Annotated in this window: 12 protein-coding genes and 1 pseudogene; 4 read left to right on the top strand and 9 right to left on the bottom strand. The window is 45.3% G+C overall.

Translation table 11 applies throughout. The annotated features are described in order from the left end of the window. Window positions 1–3: 3 nt before the first annotated feature. Both I1H34_RS11620 and I1H34_RS11615 read right to left on the bottom strand, forming a co-directional pair. The gene (locus tag I1H34_RS11620; RefSeq protein WP_212665760.1) at window positions 4–1353 is read right to left on the bottom strand and encodes a hypothetical protein; all 1350 of its coding nucleotides are present in this window, start codon (window positions 1351–1353) and stop codon (window positions 4–6) included. Between the two features lie 664 nt (window positions 1354–2017). Then, window positions 2018–2143 (bottom strand): annotated as a pseudogene (locus I1H34_RS11615) (type II secretion system protein); the annotation flags it as partial. A gap of 483 nt (window positions 2144–2626) precedes the next feature. Here I1H34_RS11615 and I1H34_RS11610 point away from each other — a divergent pair. Further along, complete coding sequence (locus tag I1H34_RS11610) at window positions 2627–4330, top strand: protein adenylyltransferase SelO (protein ID WP_212665759.1); 1704 nt, start codon at window positions 2627–2629, stop codon at window positions 4328–4330. Between the two features lie 41 nt (window positions 4331–4371). Here the strand turns inward: I1H34_RS11610 and bicA are convergent, their stop codons facing one another. The 4 genes from bicA to I1H34_RS11590 all read right to left on the bottom strand — a co-directional run bounded on the left by bicA (window position 4372) and on the right by I1H34_RS11590 (window position 12373). Beyond that, complete coding sequence (gene bicA / locus I1H34_RS11605) at window positions 4372–6039, bottom strand: bicarbonate transporter BicA (RefSeq protein WP_212665758.1); 1668 nt, start codon at window positions 6037–6039, stop codon at window positions 4372–4374. Between the two features lie 52 nt (window positions 6040–6091). Further along, window positions 6092–6739, bottom strand: a complete 648-nt coding sequence (locus I1H34_RS11600; RefSeq protein WP_212665757.1) for an ISAzo13-like element transposase-related protein — start codon at window positions 6737–6739, stop codon at window positions 6092–6094. A 517-nt stretch (window positions 6740–7256) separates the two neighbouring features. Continuing rightward, the gene (locus I1H34_RS11595; protein WP_212665756.1) at window positions 7257–7853 is read right to left on the bottom strand and encodes a PAS domain-containing protein; all 597 of its coding nucleotides are present in this window, start codon (window positions 7851–7853) and stop codon (window positions 7257–7259) included. Window positions 7854–7867: 14 nt separating this feature from the next. Continuing rightward, complete coding sequence (locus I1H34_RS11590; protein WP_212665755.1) at window positions 7868–12373, bottom strand: PAS domain S-box protein; 4506 nt, start codon at window positions 12371–12373, stop codon at window positions 7868–7870. 718 nt (window positions 12374–13091) lie between these two features. Here I1H34_RS11590 and I1H34_RS11585 point away from each other — a divergent pair. Then, complete coding sequence (locus tag I1H34_RS11585) at window positions 13092–15635, top strand: HWE histidine kinase domain-containing protein (protein WP_212665754.1); 2544 nt, start codon at window positions 13092–13094, stop codon at window positions 15633–15635. A gap of 14 nt (window positions 15636–15649) precedes the next feature. Beyond that, complete coding sequence (locus I1H34_RS11580) at window positions 15650–16054, top strand: response regulator (RefSeq protein ID WP_212665753.1); 405 nt, start codon at window positions 15650–15652, stop codon at window positions 16052–16054. 33 nt (window positions 16055–16087) lie between these two features. On the opposite strand, the gene I1H34_RS11575 is transcribed toward I1H34_RS11580, so the two are convergent. From I1H34_RS11575 to I1H34_RS11565, 3 genes are all read right to left on the bottom strand, one after another. Then, window positions 16088–16519: a response regulator gene (locus tag I1H34_RS11575; protein WP_212665752.1), complete on the bottom strand. Its 432-nt coding sequence runs from the start codon at window positions 16517–16519 to the stop codon at window positions 16088–16090. Window positions 16520–16679: 160 nt separating this feature from the next. Continuing rightward, window positions 16680–19115 (bottom strand): PAS domain S-box protein, encoded by a 2436-nt coding sequence (locus I1H34_RS11570; RefSeq protein WP_212665751.1) that lies wholly within the window; start codon window positions 19113–19115, stop codon window positions 16680–16682. A 392-nt stretch (window positions 19116–19507) separates the two neighbouring features. Continuing rightward, entirely contained in the window at window positions 19508–19999 is a 492-nt protein-coding gene (locus tag I1H34_RS11565; RefSeq protein ID WP_212665750.1) for a MarR family winged helix-turn-helix transcriptional regulator, read from the bottom strand. Window positions 20000–20126: 127 nt separating this feature from the next. On the opposite strand from I1H34_RS11565, the gene I1H34_RS11560 reads away from it, so the two are divergent. After that, window positions 20127–21002: an EamA family transporter gene (locus I1H34_RS11560; RefSeq protein ID WP_212665749.1), complete on the top strand. Its 876-nt coding sequence runs from the start codon at window positions 20127–20129 to the stop codon at window positions 21000–21002.

The raw sequence follows: 21002 nt of genomic DNA, 5'->3' as shown, positions 1-21002 counted from the left end.
TTATTACGGAGTTGCTTCTAAGCGATTCCAACTGGTTGCTGCAGACGTTTTATGGGACGCGGAGGTAACCACAACGCCAGAATCTGTTAGCAGTTGCTTCATAGCATTGGGCACCGTAATTTCAGCAGTGTTGGAGCTTGAGCCATCCCACTCTCTGACCCAAATGGCACCCCGTATATCCGGATTGCTACTGCCGCCATTAATTCCCATACGAGTATCTGGGGCATGAATGAAAACATTGGTGGCGGTTGCCCCGCCATTGAATGTGAAATCCTGATCAGAGAAGCTATCCCCATCATCAGCATTGCCATAAATACGGAACCGCTCTGGGCTACCTAAACCACTCCCATAGGTGCCACAATTATGGGCGGTGCCTGAACAGGTGTGGGCCAATGTGGCTTGACCGCTCATATCGATATCACCCGTGACATAAAAATAAATGGGTGCTGAGGTAGTATCAACCGTCACCTGATCACTACCGCTTAGAGTGATGTCATTGACTTCATAGTGATAAGCACCATCAGCACCAACTGTATCTCCGGTGCGAGGAAAGCTAGTTGCTCCACTAATGGATATAGCAATTGCACCTGAAGGAATAACAGGAACAGGAGGCCATATCACTTCACGAACGTAAATTTGCCCCTGGACTACACCATTATTGAGAGCATCAATGGCATCGCGTAAACCATTATCAGTAGGTTGACCATTGACACATTCACTCACAGGCACTGCACAGTTAATCGCATCTGTGCAAATTACATTTCCTGAAATTGCCCCCAAGACGTCATTATTCCCTAATGTAATATCTTGAGCCATCAATCCTGGGAAGCTGGCCAGGGAAGAAGATTGAGAGATATTCATCGTCTGCTGAATTCGCGATACTGCAGATGAATTCGGTGGATGTCCCTTGACAATTACTGTTCCAGTTTCATCCCCGGAATTCGATATTCCATCTGGATCACTGTAGCGATAAGCTTCAACGGTATAGGTGTTGGCTGATGCCGTAGTCGGGATCTTGCCAGTCAAAAGATTATTCACCCCGGTGAAACAGGGAGGGGGTTTAGCAAGAGATGACCATTCATCAGGACTATCCGATCCTAAGAGACTGTTTGGGTCATAATTCAATCTCAGCAGCATGTGATAGTTATGATTTAAGAACCCAAGGGTTCGAGATATTCCACCTTCAGCAACAGTGGCACTTGCGGTTGTTTGCTTTTGAGAAACAGCTGAGACTTGATCGTCCCTGGATTTAATGCTTAAAGTCAGGGCGACCAGCACCATGATTAACCCAAAGCCGATGGCAATAGGTAAAGCAAACCCCTCATCGGTCGTCTTTCTTCTAGACTTCAACATATTCAAATTGAAAGAAAAATATTAGTTAGGTATATCTATTCGCTTGACCTATTCAGTATTGGATAGGGTACAGCGAGTCATCAATGACCAAAGCTAGATGATGGCTATCACCTTATACAATGCCAATACGGTATTAAATATTGATAAGTCAATCGAGCGAAAAAGAGAGCCACATAACCCTCATTCTCATGAATATATTCTTGAGATAAGCCAATAATATTTCAGAAATAAAATCAATTTTCCAAAGAATATTTTTTTGTGCTTTATTCTAGAGGTTTGATTTATATATATTTTTAGTATACGAAGCAATATATATTCTTCCTTCAGTAATTATACGTAGATCATAATATGAACTTACATAAATTCTATGTAAAATCACTGAAAGAAGCAGATAAAAAACAGTGTTCACATGGTCCTAGAGATTAGCTGTTAAAGCTTGATTTTTGTCGAATAGGTGAATAAAACAGAGAACAGATCATATCTAAATGGCACAGGATTTAGATTCATTAAAAGCCGAAATATTTATTATCACAGAAAATATTTTCTTAAATTAGATTAAGATCCAAGAGTGCAACTTAAAGGTTATTTTTTCAAGTAATTTCACTAAATCCAATATATTTCTCTCAATAACTCTTTATTTAAACCCTATCTCCCCACTCACCCATCACTGTTCTTCCCAATCCTCTGCTGTACAACGGCCTGCATCCGTAATAGCAGTGGGTTGGATATCACCTTTATAAGTGCCAACATGGGTTAAGCCCAACGTATTAGAAATAGCGATACAGTGCTTCTGGTAGTTAGGTGAGATTATCTCAGCCCCTCTAGCTAAGGGAGGCTCGAAAAAGGTATTGCGGAAGGGAGTTATTGAGCCAAGATACTCCCATGGAAGAGAAAAAAAGGCCATTACTTTCAGAGCTAGCTTGCGTGAACTCTAACTGTGAAAGCTATGGTCAAGCGGGCCTTGAGAATTTAACAGTACGTAAAGTCTACTGAACACATTTGGACCGAAGCTCAGATCCTCAGAGCACCGGTTTATATAGCTTCTCAAGAATAGGGGGCTGAGATAATCTCACCTAACTACCCCCCGAGTAAGACCTCTTTTTTACATTATTTTGTCCGCGCAACATTCAGGGCTTGGTAGAGCTGCAAGCCAGAACATATATTGCCATTGACTTTCAGTTCAATGGCCCTTCATTTAGTTAATCGTTGCCATACCCCTACAAGGTCTAAAATTAAACATGAACCTTCCCCGACAATACCGGCACTAGCAACAATGTCATATCCATCTAAACCATCTGCTGAGCCCTGCGTAACAACCTTCGATGAGTTTGTGCGATTAGCAGATTATTCTCTGATGAACAGCTTAAATGCCGATCCTGATGCTACAGGAGATGGTGATGATCACCGTGCCCGCCAGGTTTTTTCTGGTCATTTCGTACCTGTGACACCCACGCCCCTTGCAGAACCAGAATATGTAGCCCATAGCAGCACTTTTTTTAAGGAACTTGGGTTGAGCGATGAACTGGCGCTGAATGAAAAATTTCGCCATGTATTTTCGGGTGATATCTCTGCGTCGCATGAGCCAATGCGTCAGGTTGGCTGGGCAACTGGTTATGCACTGTCGATTTATGGCACCGAATATATCCAACAATGTCCATTCGGTACGGGGAATGGCTATGGCGATGGTCGGGCGATATCTGTGTTTGAAGGAATCATCAATGGCCAGCGCTGGGAAATGCAATTGAAAGGGGGTGGCCCAACGCCTTATTGCCGTGGTGGCGACGGGCGCGCAGTGCTACGTTCAAGTGTGCGTGAGTTTCTAGCGCAAGAATATATGCAGGCTTTAGGTGTGCCAACATCGCGCTCTTTGACACTGTATGTTTCTAAATCTGAGACCGTTACCCGACCTTGGTATTCTCAAGACTCCCACTCCACTGACCCTGATATTTTGGTGGACGATCCTGTGGCCATTTCAACTCGCGTTGCACCATCCTTTTTGCGCGTTGGTCAGCTAGAGTTATTTGCCCGCCGCGCTCGCAACAATGCTCATCCAAGAGCATTAGAAGAGTTAAGCATGATAGTGTCCCATTTAATTGAGCGAGAATACAAAAGCGACATTAATCAAAGCCTTGGTTTTGCAGATCAATTGGTTGAGTTGGCTAAGCTATTTCGCCAGCGTCTCACGACCCTGGTGGCCAATTGGCAACGTATTGGTTATTGCCAGGGTAATTTCAACAGTGACAACTGCGCCGCGGGTGGCTTTACCCTCGACTATGGACCATTTGGGTTTTGTGAAGTTTTTGACCCTTGGTTTCAACCTTGGGCTGGCGGCGGCGAGCAATTTTCATTCTTTAATCAGCCAATCGCAGCAGAAGCGAATTATCACATGTTTTGGAAAGCTGTGAGACCGCTACTTGCAGAAGATGCTGAAACTTTAGAACAGTTCGACCAAGTACGCCGTGGCTTTGCAGAAGCAATGCAAAAACAAATTCAAGAAATGTGGGCGACCAAACTTGGATTAACTGAATTTAACCCAGAGCTATTTAAGAAATTAATGCAGTTAATGACCGACTCAGAGGTAGATTACACCATTTTCTTCCGCGAGTTATCTCATATACCAGACGATGTCTCAGCATTGAAAAAGAGCTTCTACGTTAAAACTTCACAACAACTCGACGAGCAATGGCAATCTTGGCTAAAAAGCTGGCGCAACCTCGTCATTAACGACAACAATTTGGCTGAGATATCAACAAAGATGAAACAGACTAACCCAAAATACACATGGCGAGAGTGGTTGATTGTCCCCGCCTACCAACAAGCCATGCAGGGTGACTACACATTAGTTAAAGAGTTGCAAGATGTACTTAGCTATCCATATGATGAGCAATCACAGGAAATAGAAGATAAATACTATCGTTTAAGACCTAAGGCGTTTTTTAACACTGGTGGAGTGTCGCACTATACCTGTTCGTCTTGATTTTGAATAAAAACTGAAAAATTGGAATTAGGTTTGCGTTCTCAAGGCATAAGCTTCTGCTGGGCGATCGCCAGACCTGTTTTCAGCGCTAGTAATCGATCGTCCATCCAGTGATCTGCCGGAATAATTTTTCCTATGCCCAGCTTTTCCAGCCGGCTCTTGACCTTTTTGTTCGCGCCAATCAGTACCACTTCACGAGTCGCCTCAGTAGCTTCTTCGATCGCATTTTCAATGGCTAATGCCGAGGTTACCCCTAGCACGGGCACCTCACTGAGATCCACAATCAACACATCGTAGTTTGCGATCGCATTATGCTCACGCGAGATGGCCTTGGCTACTCCAAAAATCATCGGCCCGTTGAGGTGAAACAGGAGTACCCGGCCATTAGCCGCATCCAATACTTCTTTTTCTTCTTGATTCAGCACAATCTGATCGTCGCCGGTAGTAATCGCTTTCACTGACTGCGATTGCAACTCATCCAAGCGGGCAATGGTCAGAATATTGGCGATAAATACACCTACCACTACCGCTACCATTAGATCCACAAACACTGTCAGCAGCACCACACTATAGACAATGCCTGCGGCCTTCCAGGAGATTTTGTGAACCCGCTGCAAAAAGCCCCAGTCAATAATATCGACCCCTACTTTCAGCACAATCCCCGCCAACACGGCTAGGGGAATGCCCGAGGTCAGGGGTGCAGCCCAAAGGACTACCACCAGCAAGATCAGCGCTCGGCTAATACCCGACAGTGCCGTGCGCCCTCCGGCCTGAATGTTCACCACCGTGGCCGTGGTTGCTCCAGAGCCAGCAATACCGCCAAATAGGCCAGTAATCAGGTTTGCGACCCCCTGAGCAATCAGTTCTTTATTGGACTTGTGCTCGGTGCGGGTCAAACTATCCGATACCAGGCAGGTCAGTAGGCAGTCAATGGAACCCACCATCGCCAGCACCATGGCGTTGACAAATATTAGCCGTAGGTTTTCGGAGTTAAAGGTGGGCATCTGCAGCTGAGGCAACCCAGGGGTAATCTTGCCGATGGTCGCAATGGTGCGAATATCGATATTGCGCAACAGCGTCAGCGACACCACCGTGCCCACCACCAGAGCAACGAGCTGGGGCGGCATGACTTTCTTGAGGGATTTGGGATACAGAAATAGAATGGCAATGGTGAGCAAGCCGAGAGCGGTTTCCCACAGACTGGCATTAACGACCAGGTTGGGCAGATCTTTAATCACTCCAATCACCCCACCAGAGGGGGTTTCTTGACCTAAAAACGGCGCCATCTGCATAAAGATCAGAATGACGCCGATGCCGGTCATAAAGCCTGAAATCACGTTGTAGGGCAGCATTGTAATGTAGCGCCCTAACTTCAGCATGCCAAAGGCAATCTGAAACAGACCCGCCAGCATGACCACCGTAAACGCCATGGCCAATCCATTCTCGGGGTCACTGGCCGTAGTCTCAAGAATCACAGCAGTAATAATCACCGTCATGGGCCCAGTGGGTTCAGAGATGAGGCTGGGAGTACCGCCAAACAGTGCCGCAAAAAAGCCGACTAAAATTGCACCCCATAGTCCCGCTGAGGCTCCGGCTCCCGAGGCGATGCCAAAGGCAAGAGCCATGGGTAGAGCGACCACCGCAGCGGTTAAGCCGCCGAGGAAATCGCCTCTGAAATTACGAAAATTGATTCGATTGGTAATCGCCATGCCTGGCTGTTTCCTTCTGAAAAAACTGAGTTGTGGACAAGACTGAACAGAACTAAGGTGATTTCCTGAAAAGCAGTCCCTTACTAAATTGGGTGAATGAAAATATCCTCTTTAGGTAATTGCAGATTCTCTCCAATCGTTTCTCAATCCCGCTCATTGCTTTTTGAGTGAGTGAAACTCCTCTTTTATAGGTCTCCTCTGTCAAGGTCACAACGCAAGTCATGCGACTAGCCCAACCCAACAGGGTTTCGACATCGGTCAACAAGATGTCATGCCAATGCTGTTCCAGAATGCCCCAACATCGCTCAATAGGGTTGTACTTGCTGTGATCAAGCGGATAGCAAAGTAGTTGAATGGAGATGCCAACGCGGTCACTCAATGTCACCAGTCGATTGAGGAACTGAGTGTATATCCCACTATTCTCAGAACCGTTATTCACCTTGATCAAGATCAGCTTGATGTTTTGCTGCTCTGTTGGCGTGATTATATTCCACCAGTCTTGTAAGTTATCGACCATAAAGTCGTCTTTTTTGTAGGAGTTACCAAATTTGATGTGTAACCCTCCAATTTCCTCATCTAAGACGCCACAAGAGAGATATTTTTCTCCTTCATTTATGTCATATTCAGAGGCCTTCGTCTGTGTTCGGGTTTTTCCCAGCCGTGATGAGTTGCTGAGCTTAATCGTGGCTTTGCAATTCATGCTCAATCACTTAACTGTACCGTCATGCTCTTTCTGGTCTTTGAGTGTGAGGTTGGTAAAAATGACATCTGTTTCTGGGAGTTTTTTGGCTTGGCTGGGAGGATGGTCCGTAGTCGATAGCCTGAACGATTCAAGACGACTGCCATTGTACTCTGCGAAGGCACAGACTCGGAGGAAACCTTTGCATTCAACTCATTTCGTTTTTTTATCTAAATGACCTAAAATATTGGCCATTTAAACTAATATGAATAATTAAAAAAGAAAAAGCAGTAAATTGCATCGCATCGCCTTGAGAATTCCCCTCATAATTCTATTTTACAAACATGAAAAAATAGATCTCTGCGTAAGAGATCTCTAGAATAATTGGATCTGAATTTGAAACTAACCTGGGCAAAAATGCCGAAAATGGATCATGATGTAAGCCAAATTTTTTAGGGTAGCAAATTTACCCATGAAATAAAATCCGAAATGAGTAGTCCCACAAGATCAGTTCAATCATTCATTGAGTACGACGAAACTAGAGTACCCGTTGCTTCAAGGCCTGAATTTCTTTTTCCTTTTGTTGCAATTGCCCTTCCAACTTTACATTCTCATAGGCTAACTGGCTGACTTTTTGCTGTTCTAAAGAAAGTCGCATTTTGCAGGCATCTAGTCTTTGGAGTTGAATTTCTAGCAGTTCAGTTACTTCTACAAGTTTAGTAACATCTACATGGGCTCCTAACATCCGAATCGGCTGGTCAAACTGATCTCGAATAGCGATTCCTCGACAACGGACCCACACCATCTTTCCATTTTTTTTCGTATACCGAACGATTTGATCGTACGGGTGTGCGGGATTGGCAAGATGCTTTTCTAGATTTTTACAGGCCACGGCTAAATCATCAGGGTGGATTAAGTCTTTCCACTCTGATGCTAGGTGCTGTTTTTTGACCGGAGAATACCCTAGGAAAAGCCAAAACTCGGGACTCATCCACTCATGTTCTGGGTTAACCAAATCCCAATACCACACTCCATCTAGGGTCGCTTCCTGCAAGAAACTAAAGACGGAGGGATCATTTTGGATCAGTTCATACAGTTCCGTACAGAGATAATGAGAATCTTCAGCTAGTTTCATTGTTACTTCAGAGACTACTGTAATATCGGCACCATGGGCTGTAGAGGAAGTTTGATCAGAAAGGTTGATCCTCCACCTAGGGTAGACGTGCAAGAAATGGTTCCGCCATAACTTTCGATCACTTTGCGACACAATGCTAAACCAATTCCCGTCCCAGGATACTTGTTGGAATGATGTAATCGCTGGAACATCACAAAAATACGATCTAAGGATTCCTCAGAAATCCCAATACCGTTATCTGTGATAGAGATTGCCCAATACTCAGATTGCTCCTCTGCTGTGATCTGAATTCGAGGCAGAATTTCAGAGCGAAATTTAATCGCATTACTGATTAGATTTTCTATAACTTGAGTCACCTCTACGATGTGCGCATAAATCATGGGCAATGCGTCATACTCAATAACCACCTGATGTTCTTCAATGGCTAGGCTTAAATCAGACTGCACTATTTCAAGCACATGGTTCAAATCTACAGACTCTAGCGCTTTGTCACTTCGTCCAACCCGAGAGTATTGCAACACATCCTGAATAAGCTGTTGCATGCGCTTTGCCCCTGACATGATGTACCCAAAGTAGCGGCTTTGATTCTCGTCTAACTGGGGTGCCAAATCGTCTTGTAACAATTCAGCAAAACTTTGGATTTTACGCAGAGGTTCCCGTAGATCATGGGATGCGATATAAGCAAACTGCTCTAGCTCTTGATTCGATCGTTGTAGTTCTTGAATCGCTTGTTCTAATCTTTTTTGAGAATGTTTGATGTCAGAAATGTCCATGCAGGAACAAATCAGTCCTGAAAATTGACCTGCAGCTAGTCTGGGTATCCCCGTTGCCAATATCCAACGATAGACTCCATCTGCCTTTGCTTGCTGAAACTCCAGTTCGAAAGGTTGTTGCTGGACACTGCTGTCTTGAAATATAGATTGTACTCGGGCTCGGTCCTCAGGATGAATAGTATTCAGCCATCCTGATCCTAGCTGAGTACCCAAAGGTTGACCGGTCAAAGTTTGCCAGGTTTGGTTGACATAGGTACAGTTTCCTTGCTCATCACTGAGCCAGATCAGAACCGGGGCATTGTCTGCTAGGGAGTAAAATCGGGTCTCACTCTCTTCTAAACTGCCTTCGATCGAATGGAGAGAGGCATCTTTCTCAGCTAAATCGACTTCCAGATTGAAGTTGGACAATTCTAAAGCTTCCTCTGCTTTTTTCTGCAGGGTGATATCAAAACAGGAGCCAATCATGCCCGCAAATTCTCCTGTAGGTAGGAATCGAGGCTTGGCTGTATCGAGTAACCAACTAAAGGTACCGGTGCGATCGCACCGACGATACTCAGACCGAAAGGGTTGTCGTTCTGTCACTGCCTGCCGATAAGCCGTCACATTATGCTCTAAATCCTCGGGGTGAATCCCGCTTTCCCAACCTTGTTCTAGGGCTTGTTCTAGAGAGCCCCCTGTAAAATTCAACCACTCTTCATTTAAATAGGTGCAATGGCCTTGGGCATCCGTCACCCAGATCAGTACAGGGGCATGGTCCGCCATCGATCGAAACCGTTGTTCACTCTCTAGCCTTGCGGCTTCCGCCTTTTTACGTTGGCTAATATCTACCGAAACCACTAAACACCGAGAAATCTCTCCTAGATCATCGCGTTCCGCAATCATCGATTGCAACACATCAATCGTTGCTCCCGATTTAGTCAGTATCCGCATCGGTACATCAATGCTCAAACCAGATTCCAGAAACCTCGGCCAGAGCTTTTGAAACCGCTCTTGAGACTCCGGATTGAGAAAAACATCCACCGTCTCGCCCAAAATCTGTTTACGGGGATATCCTAATTTGGAAAGCCAAAATTTACTCACTTCTACCACTACCCCTCGTGCATCAATGGAGTACATCATCACAGGGGTTTCATGGTAAAGCTGCTGATAGCGCTCTTGAAAAACCGATAGGGTATCTTGGGCCAGTTTGGCTTTAATCCGTTGAGATTGAAGTTCAATCTGCGCCGTACGGGTGGCCGTGATATCGATAATCGACATCACCACTCCTTGCTGCTCATCACTATTATTGAGGTACGGATGGATGCGGATCAGCAAATGTTTCTCATCCGTATGAATTTCTTGCTCGGTGACTTTGCCTGTCCGGGCCGTTTCCGACAAGACCTCCAGTAAAGAGGGGTAATTAACGTTGCTGGCTAGGTTCTTGAGGGGACGCCCCACATCGCTCGGCAGGAATTGAAAAATTTGATTGGCTGCCGGGGTAAATTTGCGAACTTGCAAGCTTTGATCTAAAAAAACCACGCCAATTTCGGTACTCCGAAACAGATTATCGATATCGTTGCTCAGGGCCGTGAGTTCATTAATTTTGGATTGATGCTCGTTATTGACGGTGTACAGTTCTTCATTCACCGCATGGAGTTCTTCGTTCGTACTTTGCAACTCTTCGTTGGAGGCAATCAGTTCCTCGTTAGTGGCTTGCTGTTCTTCATTTGTACTTTCAAGTTCTTCAATCGTAGCCTGCAGATTTTCACGGGAATAGGACAGTTCCAGCTCCAACTGCTCAATTCGGTTGATCACTTCCGTACTGCTTTCCAACTCTTGCTGGGGGACAGAGACGGACTTTCGAGACGTCGTAGAAATCTCCAGCTTTAAGAACAGCTGTTGCCGAGGATTGAGTTGACAAGGGCTGACCTTAAACTTTAATTCAAACGGTTCACCCTTCTTCTCCCATAGGAGACCACTAAATTGGACCGGCTGCTTTTCCCGCAAAACCCGATTCAATGCCGATATAAAAGGCAAATGCATCACATCCGGCAGCAAAGATCGGACACTCTCAGTGGCTGGTCCTTCCGGGATGCGCAAAATATCTAAGTGATCGGCACAGACCCGCAGCAGTTTTTCGTCGGTATCCAACAACAGGCAAGTGATTTTCAGCTCTTCCAGATGTGCTTTAAAGGCTTGTTCTAGCAACGGATCACTTTGGCGACGGTGGCGAGTCTCTCGCCCCGCCATCACCGGGGTCGCAATCGTTTTATTGCGAAAATAATTTAGATTCAGTCGTTGCTCTCTGACTTTAGAAAAGATTTTATTTTTAGCATGGAGAACCTCAAATTCAGGCTCGACTTCACCAAGATCTTCTGAATTTCCCAACAGGAGAATCCCGCCCTTATTGAGGGAAAAATGTAAGTTTCGCAATACATACTGCTGCAATATGGGCTGCATATAGATCAGCACATTGCGACAGGTCACCACATTCATTCGGGTCAGGCTGGCATTTTTAGTCAAATCATGGGGCGAGAATATCAACATCTCTCGCAACATTCGTTTAATCGTGAAGTGACCGTTGTCATAGGTGAAATATTTTCTTAGCCGGTCTTCCCCCACGTAATCTGCAATGGATTCGTCAAATACGCCCAGGGCGGCTTTATCCAGGGCAGTCTGATCGAGGTCCGTCGCAAAGAGCTTAGTGGGTATCTGTCGCCCCAATTCCTCGCACAATTCTCGAATTGTAATCGCCATGGAATAGGCTTCTTCGCCCGTGGCACAGGCGGTTACCCAAACCCTAAGGGTTTCATTCTTGGGGAAGTCTTTGATTAAGGGGCGCAGAATCTCATTTCTCAAATATTGCCAAACCACTCCATCCCGAAAAAATTGCGTGACATTAATCAGTAAATCTCGACGCAACAGGGATCGTTCATCGGCGGAATCAGTTAAGAGGGTGGCATAGTCGTGTAAGGAGTTGTGCTGGGTCAATAGCCGGCGGCGCTCAACTCGACGGCCCAAGGTTGACAGCTTATATTGAGAAAAATCAATACCTTCATGCTTAGCCAGCAAATCGACTATCTTTTGGAGTTGATGGGTTTCTGCCCCTAAACCGTTAAATTTAATTAAATCAGCGGGAACAAGAGACGGATTTCCCAAATCGTTGATCATTTCGGCCAGCACTTTGGGGGGCGCGATGTAGTCAATACATCCAGTACTAATCGCCGTATGGGGCATACCGTCAAATTCAGCCGTTTCTGGGTCTTGAACTAGGGTAATTCCCCCGCCTTCATGGATATTTTGGAGTCCATGGGTGCCATCACTGCCCGTGCCCGATAGAACAATGCCGATGGCACGTTCTTCAATTTCTTCGGCCAAAGATTGAAAAAATAAATTAATGGGAAAGTTCGGTTTGTGATCTCTTTTTTGGGGATAGAGGTAAAGACAATGGTCCCGAACAATCATATTTTGACCGGCTGGAATCAAATAGATGGCATTGGACTGAAGTTCCATGCCTTCTTCCGCAATATGAATCGCCAGTTTAGTGCGACGACCCAAAATTTCATTCATTAAGCTTTTGAAGTCAGGGGACAAGTGCTGAATGACAACAAAAGCCACTCCTGACTCAGGATGTATATTTTCAAAGAATACTTCTAGGGGTTTAAGACCACCTGCGGAGGCACCCACCGCCACAACGTAGAACGAAGTATCGGCAGTTTGCATTTCATTGGAATTCATATCAAAGGTTTGATTATTATGAGAATCCATTGTCAAAAAAATCTATTCCGATGGGCCAAAAATTCAACACAGAAGTGAAGGGATATATCTAGAAATTATTATCTACAAATAGATACAAATCACTGATGTTATAGTCTTAAACTGTTGGACATTCTAATTCAACACTGACTAATTTGACAGGGAACTGAAGATTTCCTTAAACCTCAACCTTTAAACGAAATATTCTCTAGTCAAAACTAGTTTTTCTCACTATATATTTCCTCGTCGTTCAAAGTTAAACCCCAGCCCTACATTGATTTGGCAACTTCATTTATCACAAAATAATCCCTGCAGAAAAAATAATATTATTTTCACTTCTCTAGGGAAGAAGAAGTTTAATTCCCATCAGTTTAGTGAGAAAAAACAATAGACCTCTTGCAATATTCATTTCATGATGTGTTACTCACTCAATTTATGCCGCGATCTGACATGATTTTTTAGTCCTCTACCATATCGGTAGCTGAATTATGCAAGAGGTCTAATATGGGTTCTGATTAAAAGTAAGTTTCTTGTTCTAGACAATCCACAACCCTAAATTTTCTTCATCACATAATCCTTTATGATGGCGGTAGGTTGCCAACCGTTTAATTCCATTATCAGTAACTCAATGGGAGGCTGGTGAACAATTTTCTCTCTGACAAGATAATAGTGACTTAGTTTTCTGGAATGGTTTATCTTTTTAGGTCGCAATGGTGAATATGGGTTAGGTATGGAACGTAGAGAACTAGCGATTTCCAATTGCGATCGCGAGCCCGTACACATACCGGGTTGCATCCAAACCTTTGGGGCTCTGATTGCCACAGGTAAGCATATTGAGACCATCACCCATGTTTCCAGCAATATCAGCGACTTTGTGGATGTCTCCCCTGGGGATGCTTTAGGGCAACCCCTCAATACCCTGCTCCCCGAAGACGTGATCCATACCCTCAGGAATATCGCAGGCCATCCCACCATCGAGTCTCAGCGGGAACGAGCAGGCGTTTATCCCCTTCATCAGCACACCCTAGATATCAGTCTGCACCGCTGTGGTGCCCATTTTTTAATTGAACTAGAGCCCGTTGCGTCGGCTCAGCTCGATAGCCAATCCGCTTTTACTCAAGTCCGAATGCTACTGGCCCGCCTGCAGGAGGAAACGACAACCCCAGCCCTACTACAAATGGCCGTCAAAGACCTACAGCGGGTGACGGAATTTGATCGGGTTATGGCTTATCAATTTCTACCCGATGGGGCGGGAGAAGTGGTCGCTGAAGCCATGACAGATGATTTAGATCCCTATCTTGGCCTCAGATACCCCGCTTCAGACATTCCTCAGCAGGTAAGAGGAATGGCCTTAAGAATGCCAATCCGGGCCATCTCGAATATCGATGCTCCCACCGCTGACTTAATTGCCGCTGATTCAGCTGCAGATCCCTTAGACCTTTCCTTGACCCATGTGCGGGCAGTGTCTCCCATTCATCTAGAGTATCTAGCCAACATGGGGGTTCAGTCCTCCATGAATGTGGCGATTATTGTTCGGAGACAGCTATGGGGGCTGTTTGCCTTCCATCACAAGAGTGTCAAATTACTATCCCCTGATTACCGATCCACCTGCGATCTATTTGGCCAACTTTTTTCCCTCAAATTCCAGTTGGTCCTGGAAGAAGAGCGGTTCAACACCCGTAAACGCACCACTTCAGCCATCTCCCAATTCGTCCAAAAATTGACGAGTAGCGGCCGGTTTACGCAAACCGTACAAGCCTTAGGAGAACAACTCTGTTCCATGCTCTCTGCCCAGGGTCTGGCGGTTATTGCCAAGCAAGAAATTCAAACCTATGGAGACGTTCCCACTCATGGCATCATCAGAGAACTAGTCCATCAGGTTCAAACCCATCCCTGCCCTGATCTAATCCCCCTGGAAAACCTATCCCAACTCAACCGCCTTAGTACCACTCAATTGGGTAAAACCGCAGGTGCTCTCTGTCTAGGCATAGCCCCCAGCGACGACGTCTTCGTCATTTTCTTTCGCCATGAAATGATCTATGAAGTCCGATGGGCAGGATCGCCAGAAAAAGAGATTGTCGAAGGGGCTAATGGACCCCGATTACGCCCTCGCACCTCCTTTGCAGAGTATCGAGAAAAGATAGCAGGCCAATGCAAACCTTGGTCAGTCCTCGAAACAGAAGTCGCCCTAGAACTCCGCACTGGGCTAATGCAGTTAGCCATCAGTCAAGGAGAGGTTCAGCAACAAGAATGGTTAAGACAACGGCGACAACAAGATCTCCTCATTGCGGAACTCAACCACCGGGTCAAAAATATTCTGGCCTTAATCCGATCCATCTCTCGCCAAACCCGTCACTCCACTACTTCCATTGAAGAATATACCCTGCTCTTAGATCGCCGCATTGCAGCCCTAGCCCATGCCCATGATTTGGTGGCTGGACATGGTCTGGAGTGGCCCAGTCTCCAAAACTTGGTAATGACAGAACTCCGTCCTTACCTGGGGGAATCAGAACATCAAGTCAGTCTCTCGGGTCCAGAAGCAGGTCTAAAAGCCAACTTTGTCCCCATGTTTGCCCTAGTCATTCATGAACTGATTACTAATTCTGCCAAGTATGGAGCCTTATCCGTTTCTGCAGGTAAAGTTGATGTCCGTTGGAAAGAACAGGATGGAGGACTGGCCATTTATTGGAAGGAATCTGATGGACCGACCGTCTTTCCACCTAAACGTAAAGGGTTTGGACGGACGTTAATCGAGCGGGCGATCCCGTTTGAGTTTGAAGGAGAGGCCACGCTGCGCTTCCCCAGAACAGGGGTTCAAGTCAATTTTTGGCTGCCTGCTCACCTGATCCTCTTCCAAGATGACCAACCGGAAGTGTCTTCTACGCCAATGCCCGCCTTCCAGAGCGAGGAAGAACCAGACCTTGCCCCTGGTCATGTTCTGATCGTTGAAGACAACATGTTACTGGCCCTCGAAATGGAGAATCTTCTAGAGTCTTTGGGATTTAACGACATCGATACAGCCCCCAGAGTCAAACAGGCCATTAAACTTTTAGCCCAGGAAACATACATCTTGGGTATCTTAGACATCAACCTCAAGGAAGAAAATAGCTTTGACATCGCCAGAGAACTAATCCGGCGACGAATCCCCTTCATGTTTACGACGGGCTACAATTCCAAATTCACGCTTCCAGAAGACTTAGCCATTGTGCCCATGCTCAAAAAGCCCATTGACGGGGAGCAATTAAACCTCACCATCCATCAACTCTTAGCCTAGAGGGAGCTATACCATTGGCTAATATTCTTATATTCGAAGACGATACAATCTTGGCGGAGTCCTGGCAAAAAACCCTTGGTGATCAAGGGCACCAGGTTGAATACACCGCTAATATCAATGTGGCCATGTCCAAAATTTATGAAGCATATCTAGACATTGCTTTAATTGATATTTTTATCCAAGAAAACAATCAAGAAAGTCCTAGGGGAGGGATCATGCTGATTTCCAAAATCAACATGCTCGCCCTAGAAAGCAAGCCATGGCTGATTGCTATTAGTGGACGTTCTCATGATCCAGGTTTCTCAGTCCTAGAAATTGCCAAAACCGTAGGCGCAGATGAATACCTGAAAAAACCTATCGATTTGCCAGAGCTAATGACAGTGGTCGATCGGGTGATAAAAGCCAAGTCCAAGGAATGAGGAATGCTAGCTCTTCTAGGACCCGTCGGTTGTCTAGCTCATTTCATGGGGAGGCAACTTGACAATCGTAAACCAAAATTCTTCTAGCAAATTAACCACCTTAACTAGTCCCTTTAAACCCACAGGTTTCGTGACATAAGCATTAGCCCCAATTTTGTAGCTCTTCAAAATATCTTCATCCGCATCTGATGTCGTTAGCACAACCACAGGTATCTGCCTGAGACGGCTACTCTCTTGCATATCGGTCAACACTTCTCGACCATCTTTACGGGGTAAGTTGAGGTCTAGCAACATCAAGTCGGGAGTTTTTGCCGCCTCATAGGTCCCTTCTTGCTGAAGGTAGGCCATCGCCTCCATACCATCTCTGACAACAGTAACGTTGAGGGCAACTTTTGAGCGATTAAAGGCTTCCAAAGTGAGTTCTATATCCCCTTCATCATCTTCTACCAACAATATCTCAATCATTCATTGCCCCAAAGTCAAAATACACCCAACTGTTAAACATCATAAACAAATCCATGAAAATTGCAGGGATTTTAATTTCTTGTCCATATAAAATTAAATTCGAATGATTATGGCCATTATCTGGCGAATATATTATTCGAGAATTGCATCCAAAAAAATCTCATCGGGGCAGAGTGAAAGAAAAGATCGCTCCTTTACCTTCTTCCGAGTCCACCCAAATTTCCCCTCCATGCCGCTCAATTATTTTTTTACAGATGGCCAATCCAATCCCTGTCCCCGAATATTCTCCCCGGTGGTGTAAGCGCTGGAAAATGATAAATACTCGCTCAGCAAACTGGGGGCTAATGCCAATTCCATTATCTTGGACTGAAATAGCCCAAAACTCTTTATTTTGAGTGGCTCGAATGTGAATACTCGGACGATCCGCTTGGCAATACTTGATGGCATTAGAAATCAGATTTTGGAACACCTGCCTCATTTGCACCGGATCAACAGCAACGGTTGGCAACGAATCTATGACCATCTCGACCTGGCGTTGTTCAATAACCTTTTCTAAATCAGATTGCACCTCTTTCACTAGGGACGATAATGCAGTGGGATTCACCTTTAGTTCAGCTCGTCCGACTCGAGAATAACTGAGTAGATCATCTATCAACCCTTGCATGCGGGCAGCCCCATCGGTGATGTAGCGAATATAGCGATCCGCTGTCTCATCTAGTCGCCCCTGATAGCGTTCGGCCAATAACTCAGTAAAACTCCTTATTTTTCGTAACGGTTCCTGCAAATCGTGGGAGGCAACATAGGCAAAATGACCCAACTCTTGGTTAGAGCGAACGAGCTCCGTATTTATTCTCCGCAGTTCCTGCTCTGCCTGTTTGCGATCACTAATATCATGGAGCATCCCAACCATACGGAGAGGTTCCCCTTGATCATTGCAATCTACGACTTTGCCCATGACAGAAATCCATTTCCATTGCTCTGATTTCGTTCGCGTTCGATAGTCAAAAACATAGGGGATGGACTGATCTTGTAAATGCTCTTCCAGCAAAGCCATCATTCTAGGTAAATCATCAGGATGAGTCCAGCTTTGCCAAGTTTGAAACGAGGAAGGCAATTCTTCCATCTCATATCCCAGCATTTGATAGAACTGTATACTCCAGCTTGTTTCATCCGTGAGCATGTTCCAGTCCCACCAACCATCTCCAGAGGCCTCTAATGCCAGTTCCAAACGGGACTCACTCTCTTTTAAGGATTGAATGGCAATTTGTAGTGCTAAAGTTCGATTTTCAACCCGCTCTTCCAATTCAGCATTCATTCGCTTCAGTTGGTTCTCCAAACGTTTGCGCGTCGAAATATCTCGCCAGCTTGAGCGACTGTACCTAACCTTGCCTTGCTGATCGCGAAACCCCTGGGCATTGAGGCTGACATCCATGGTCGTCCCATCTTTGCGCTGTACGACTAGGTAGACATTCCTAGCTTCACCTGTTTCCAAAAAGGTTTGGAAGGCATTCTGTGCTTCAGTCCGAAAATCAGGATGATAAAGATCGATGACAGAGCAACCCACTATTTCTGAATAGCTGTATCCCAGTTCTTTCATTAGGGTTTGGTTGCAACGCAAAATCTTGGTGCTATCCGCATCGACGGACAGATACATGTCTGGGGCATTGTCATAAAGATCCTGATACTGAGCAGCAGATTTCTTCAAGGTTGAGTAAGCTGTATCTAGCTCTGTAGAGCGATCTTCAATGGCCAGTTTTAGCTGCCCAATCACCAAATTCAAGTCTGCTTCAGCCTGTTTGCGGTCAGAGATATTATCAATTTGAGCAATAAAATATAGGGGTTTATCCTCAGGCGTTCTGACCAGAGAAATACTCAACCTGCCCCAAACAATATGTCCTTGCTTGTGGTAATACCGCTTGTCAAAGCGACAGGCCAACACTTCTCCAGATAGCAGTTGATCACAATAGTGTTGTTCAAGGGCTACATCCTCAGGATGGGTCATACTTTTGAAGTTTGTCTGTAATATCTCGGCCTCTGTGTAACCCAATAGTTCACAGAGGGCTGAATTGACTCTGATCCAATCTCCATCAGGGGTGAGAATAGCCTTACCAATTAAGGCATATTCGAAGGCATCATTTAAAATTTGCTGGCTTTTATATCGTTCTACTTCTAGTTGTCGACAATTTTCAAGCTCCTGCTTCACTACCCGATTTTCATCCACTAAGGTGGGAGTAGTATTTTGAGACAAAATTTTTGTGCTGTCTGCTAGGAATTCTCTACTAGCGAAGATCGCAATGGCCAAGGTGAGTAGCTTGATTCCTGCTTGAACACCAGCAATGGGAATATAAAGAGAGGCTATATCCAGAATCGAATTGAGGCTACAAGTAGCCAATAAAGCAATAAATAGAGAAACAAGTTGGGGATAGGTCACTGGCTGATGGCGAAAGGCCACATAGCCCAAGAGAACAGCCATTCCTCCAAATGTAAAGGCAATAGCTATATCAGGAATAATCGCTGTAGGGAACTGCTCCAGCTGACTTAAAAAATTAGCAAACAATAAACTATCTGAAAGGTAAAAGATCTTGAAGAGAGTCAAATTTAGTATCCCCTTCTAAATCATCAAATCATCTACAAATATAGAAAACTTTTTCAACACATTGGAGGATTATAGACTGGCCTAAAAAATTCTCACCTTGCAAGTATAGATGAAGTTTTAGTTTTATACACTCAACTCAATCCAAGCCATCAGGATCAGGATAAAGACCGCATTACCTGATAACTTTACCTAAAGACAGCATTAGAAAAATCAACATCAAAAACATCCGGCTTCATAGGATTTACCTATGATCTTCAAACCCGAACAATGTAGAAATTCTACTAATTTTTACCTAATCTTCTTAGAAAAGACTCTGTATATATGTGGGGATGTTCTTTGGGAAAAAAGGTCCTCAAATCTTTGCGAAATTTGCCACCAATTTTGATACTTTTTTATTTCTCAAATGAGTCTAAAAGCTTTCGGAGTAATTGAGTAAGAGAGTCGATCTCTGATGGCTCCAATACACTTAGGAGAAGGTGTTCGTTGGCGACATGGGCTTCAAGGGTTTTTTCAATCAGAGTAAACCCCTTATCTGTTAACTGAATCAGGGTCCCCCGACGATCATTGGGGTCGGGAATTCGTTTTACCAGCTCAGCTTGCTCGAGGCAATCAATACGATGGGTCATGGTTCCGGACGTGACCATCATGGCGTGATATAGCCTTGTCGGTGATAGCTGATAAGGCTGCCCAGACCGTCGCAACGTTGCGAGTACATCAAACTCTCCTGGATTCAAGTCAAATTGAGCAAAGGTGGCCCCGATTGCTCCTTTGAGATGTTTTGCCAGTCGGGTCATGCGGCCAATGGTTCCCATGGGCGATACATCTAAATCAGGACGTTCTCTTTGCCACTGGGCCAAAATTTCGTCAACTGCATCGGTATCCATAGGAAAAGACAGCTCAGGATTTGAATGGCGATGATTTTAGCACCTCATAAATCTTAAGTCCAAGATACTTGGCATCAAGATAAATGCTAAAATCTCGATATCAAGTATCTTAATATCAAGATAAATAATGAACGCTTCTCCACCTCGGCTGTTCAATATCTTGTTGACGGCTTTAGCTCCTATTTCCTGGGGGACCACTTATGTTGTGGCGACGGAATTACTGCCATCGGGGCATCCACTACTGGTCGCAGCTCTAAGAACGCTTCCGATCGGCCTGGTCCTTATCCTGAGCCTGAGGCAACTGCCTCAAGGGATTTGGTGGTGGCGGATGTTGATTCTGGGAGGACTCAATATTGGTCTTTTCCAAGCACTCTTGTTCGTGGCGGCCTATCGACTACCGGGGGGAGTTGCAGCCACTGCAGGTTCGATTCAGCCCTTGCTGGTGGTCCTATTTGCTTGGCAACTCTTAGGTGAAAAACCTTCCCCAAGATCAATCTTAGGAGCAATCACTGGATTGATTGGCGTGGGTCTGTTGGTGCTCGGTCCTGAAGCTCGGCTCGATAGTGTGGGGATTGTGGCTGCGATCGCAAGTGCTGCAACCATGGGATTAGGAACAGTCTTGGTGAAGCGGTGGCAATCTCCCGTTTCCCTAATGGTGTTTACGGCCTGGCAACTCACGGTGGGGGGATTCATGTTACTCCCCATCGCTTTGATTGTTGAAGGTCCCTTTGAGCAAATTACTGGGACTAACCTACTAGGGTTTCTCTATTTAGGACTGATCGGAACTGGGCTTGCTTATGCCTTATGGTTTCGGGGCATTAGTAAACTCAATGCCACAGCTGCTTCCTATCTGGGGTTACTGAGTCCAGTTGTGGCAACGCTGCTGGGGTATCTCTTTCTCCAGCAAACCCTGACCTCCATTCAACTGTTGGGGGTTGTGGTCGTGCTGAGTAGTGTTTTACTCGGACAACAAACGTTTCGGAGATCCAGTGGGGCAGACTAA

The sequence above is a fragment of the Acaryochloris marina S15 genome, from assembly GCF_018336915.1.
GTDB lineage: Bacteria > Cyanobacteriota > Cyanobacteriia > Thermosynechococcales > Thermosynechococcaceae > Acaryochloris > Acaryochloris marina_A.
The sequence above is the reverse complement of the archived record's forward strand: the minus strand, read 5'-3'. Positions and strand labels throughout refer to the sequence as shown.

Bases quoted from the DNA above. Each gene is read 5' to 3' on its own strand.
- I1H34_RS11620 (WP_212665760.1), bottom strand. From the start codon at position 1,353: ATGTTGAAGTCTAGAAGAAAGACGACCGATGAGGGGTTTGCTTTACCT.
- I1H34_RS11610 (WP_212665759.1), top strand. From the start codon at position 2,627: ATGTCATATCCATCTAAACCATCTGCTGAGCCCTGCGTAACAACCTTC.
- bicA (WP_212665758.1), bottom strand. From the start codon at position 6,039: ATGGCGATTACCAATCGAATCAATTTTCGTAATTTCAGAGGCGATTTC.
- I1H34_RS11600 (WP_212665757.1), bottom strand. From the start codon at position 6,739: ATGAATTGCAAAGCCACGATTAAGCTCAGCAACTCATCACGGCTGGGA.
- I1H34_RS11595 (WP_212665756.1), bottom strand. From the start codon at position 7,853: ATGAAACTAGCTGAAGATTCTCATTATCTCTGTACGGAACTGTATGAA.
- I1H34_RS11590 (WP_212665755.1), bottom strand. From the start codon at position 12,373: ATGGATTCTCATAATAATCAAACCTTTGATATGAATTCCAATGAAATG.
- I1H34_RS11585 (WP_212665754.1), top strand. From the start codon at position 13,092: ATGGAACGTAGAGAACTAGCGATTTCCAATTGCGATCGCGAGCCCGTA.
- I1H34_RS11575 (WP_212665752.1), bottom strand. From the start codon at position 16,519: ATGATTGAGATATTGTTGGTAGAAGATGATGAAGGGGATATAGAACTC.
- I1H34_RS11565 (WP_212665750.1), bottom strand. From the start codon at position 19,999: ATGGATACCGATGCAGTTGACGAAATTTTGGCCCAGTGGCAAAGAGAA.
- I1H34_RS11560 (WP_212665749.1), top strand. From the start codon at position 20,127: ATGAACGCTTCTCCACCTCGGCTGTTCAATATCTTGTTGACGGCTTTA.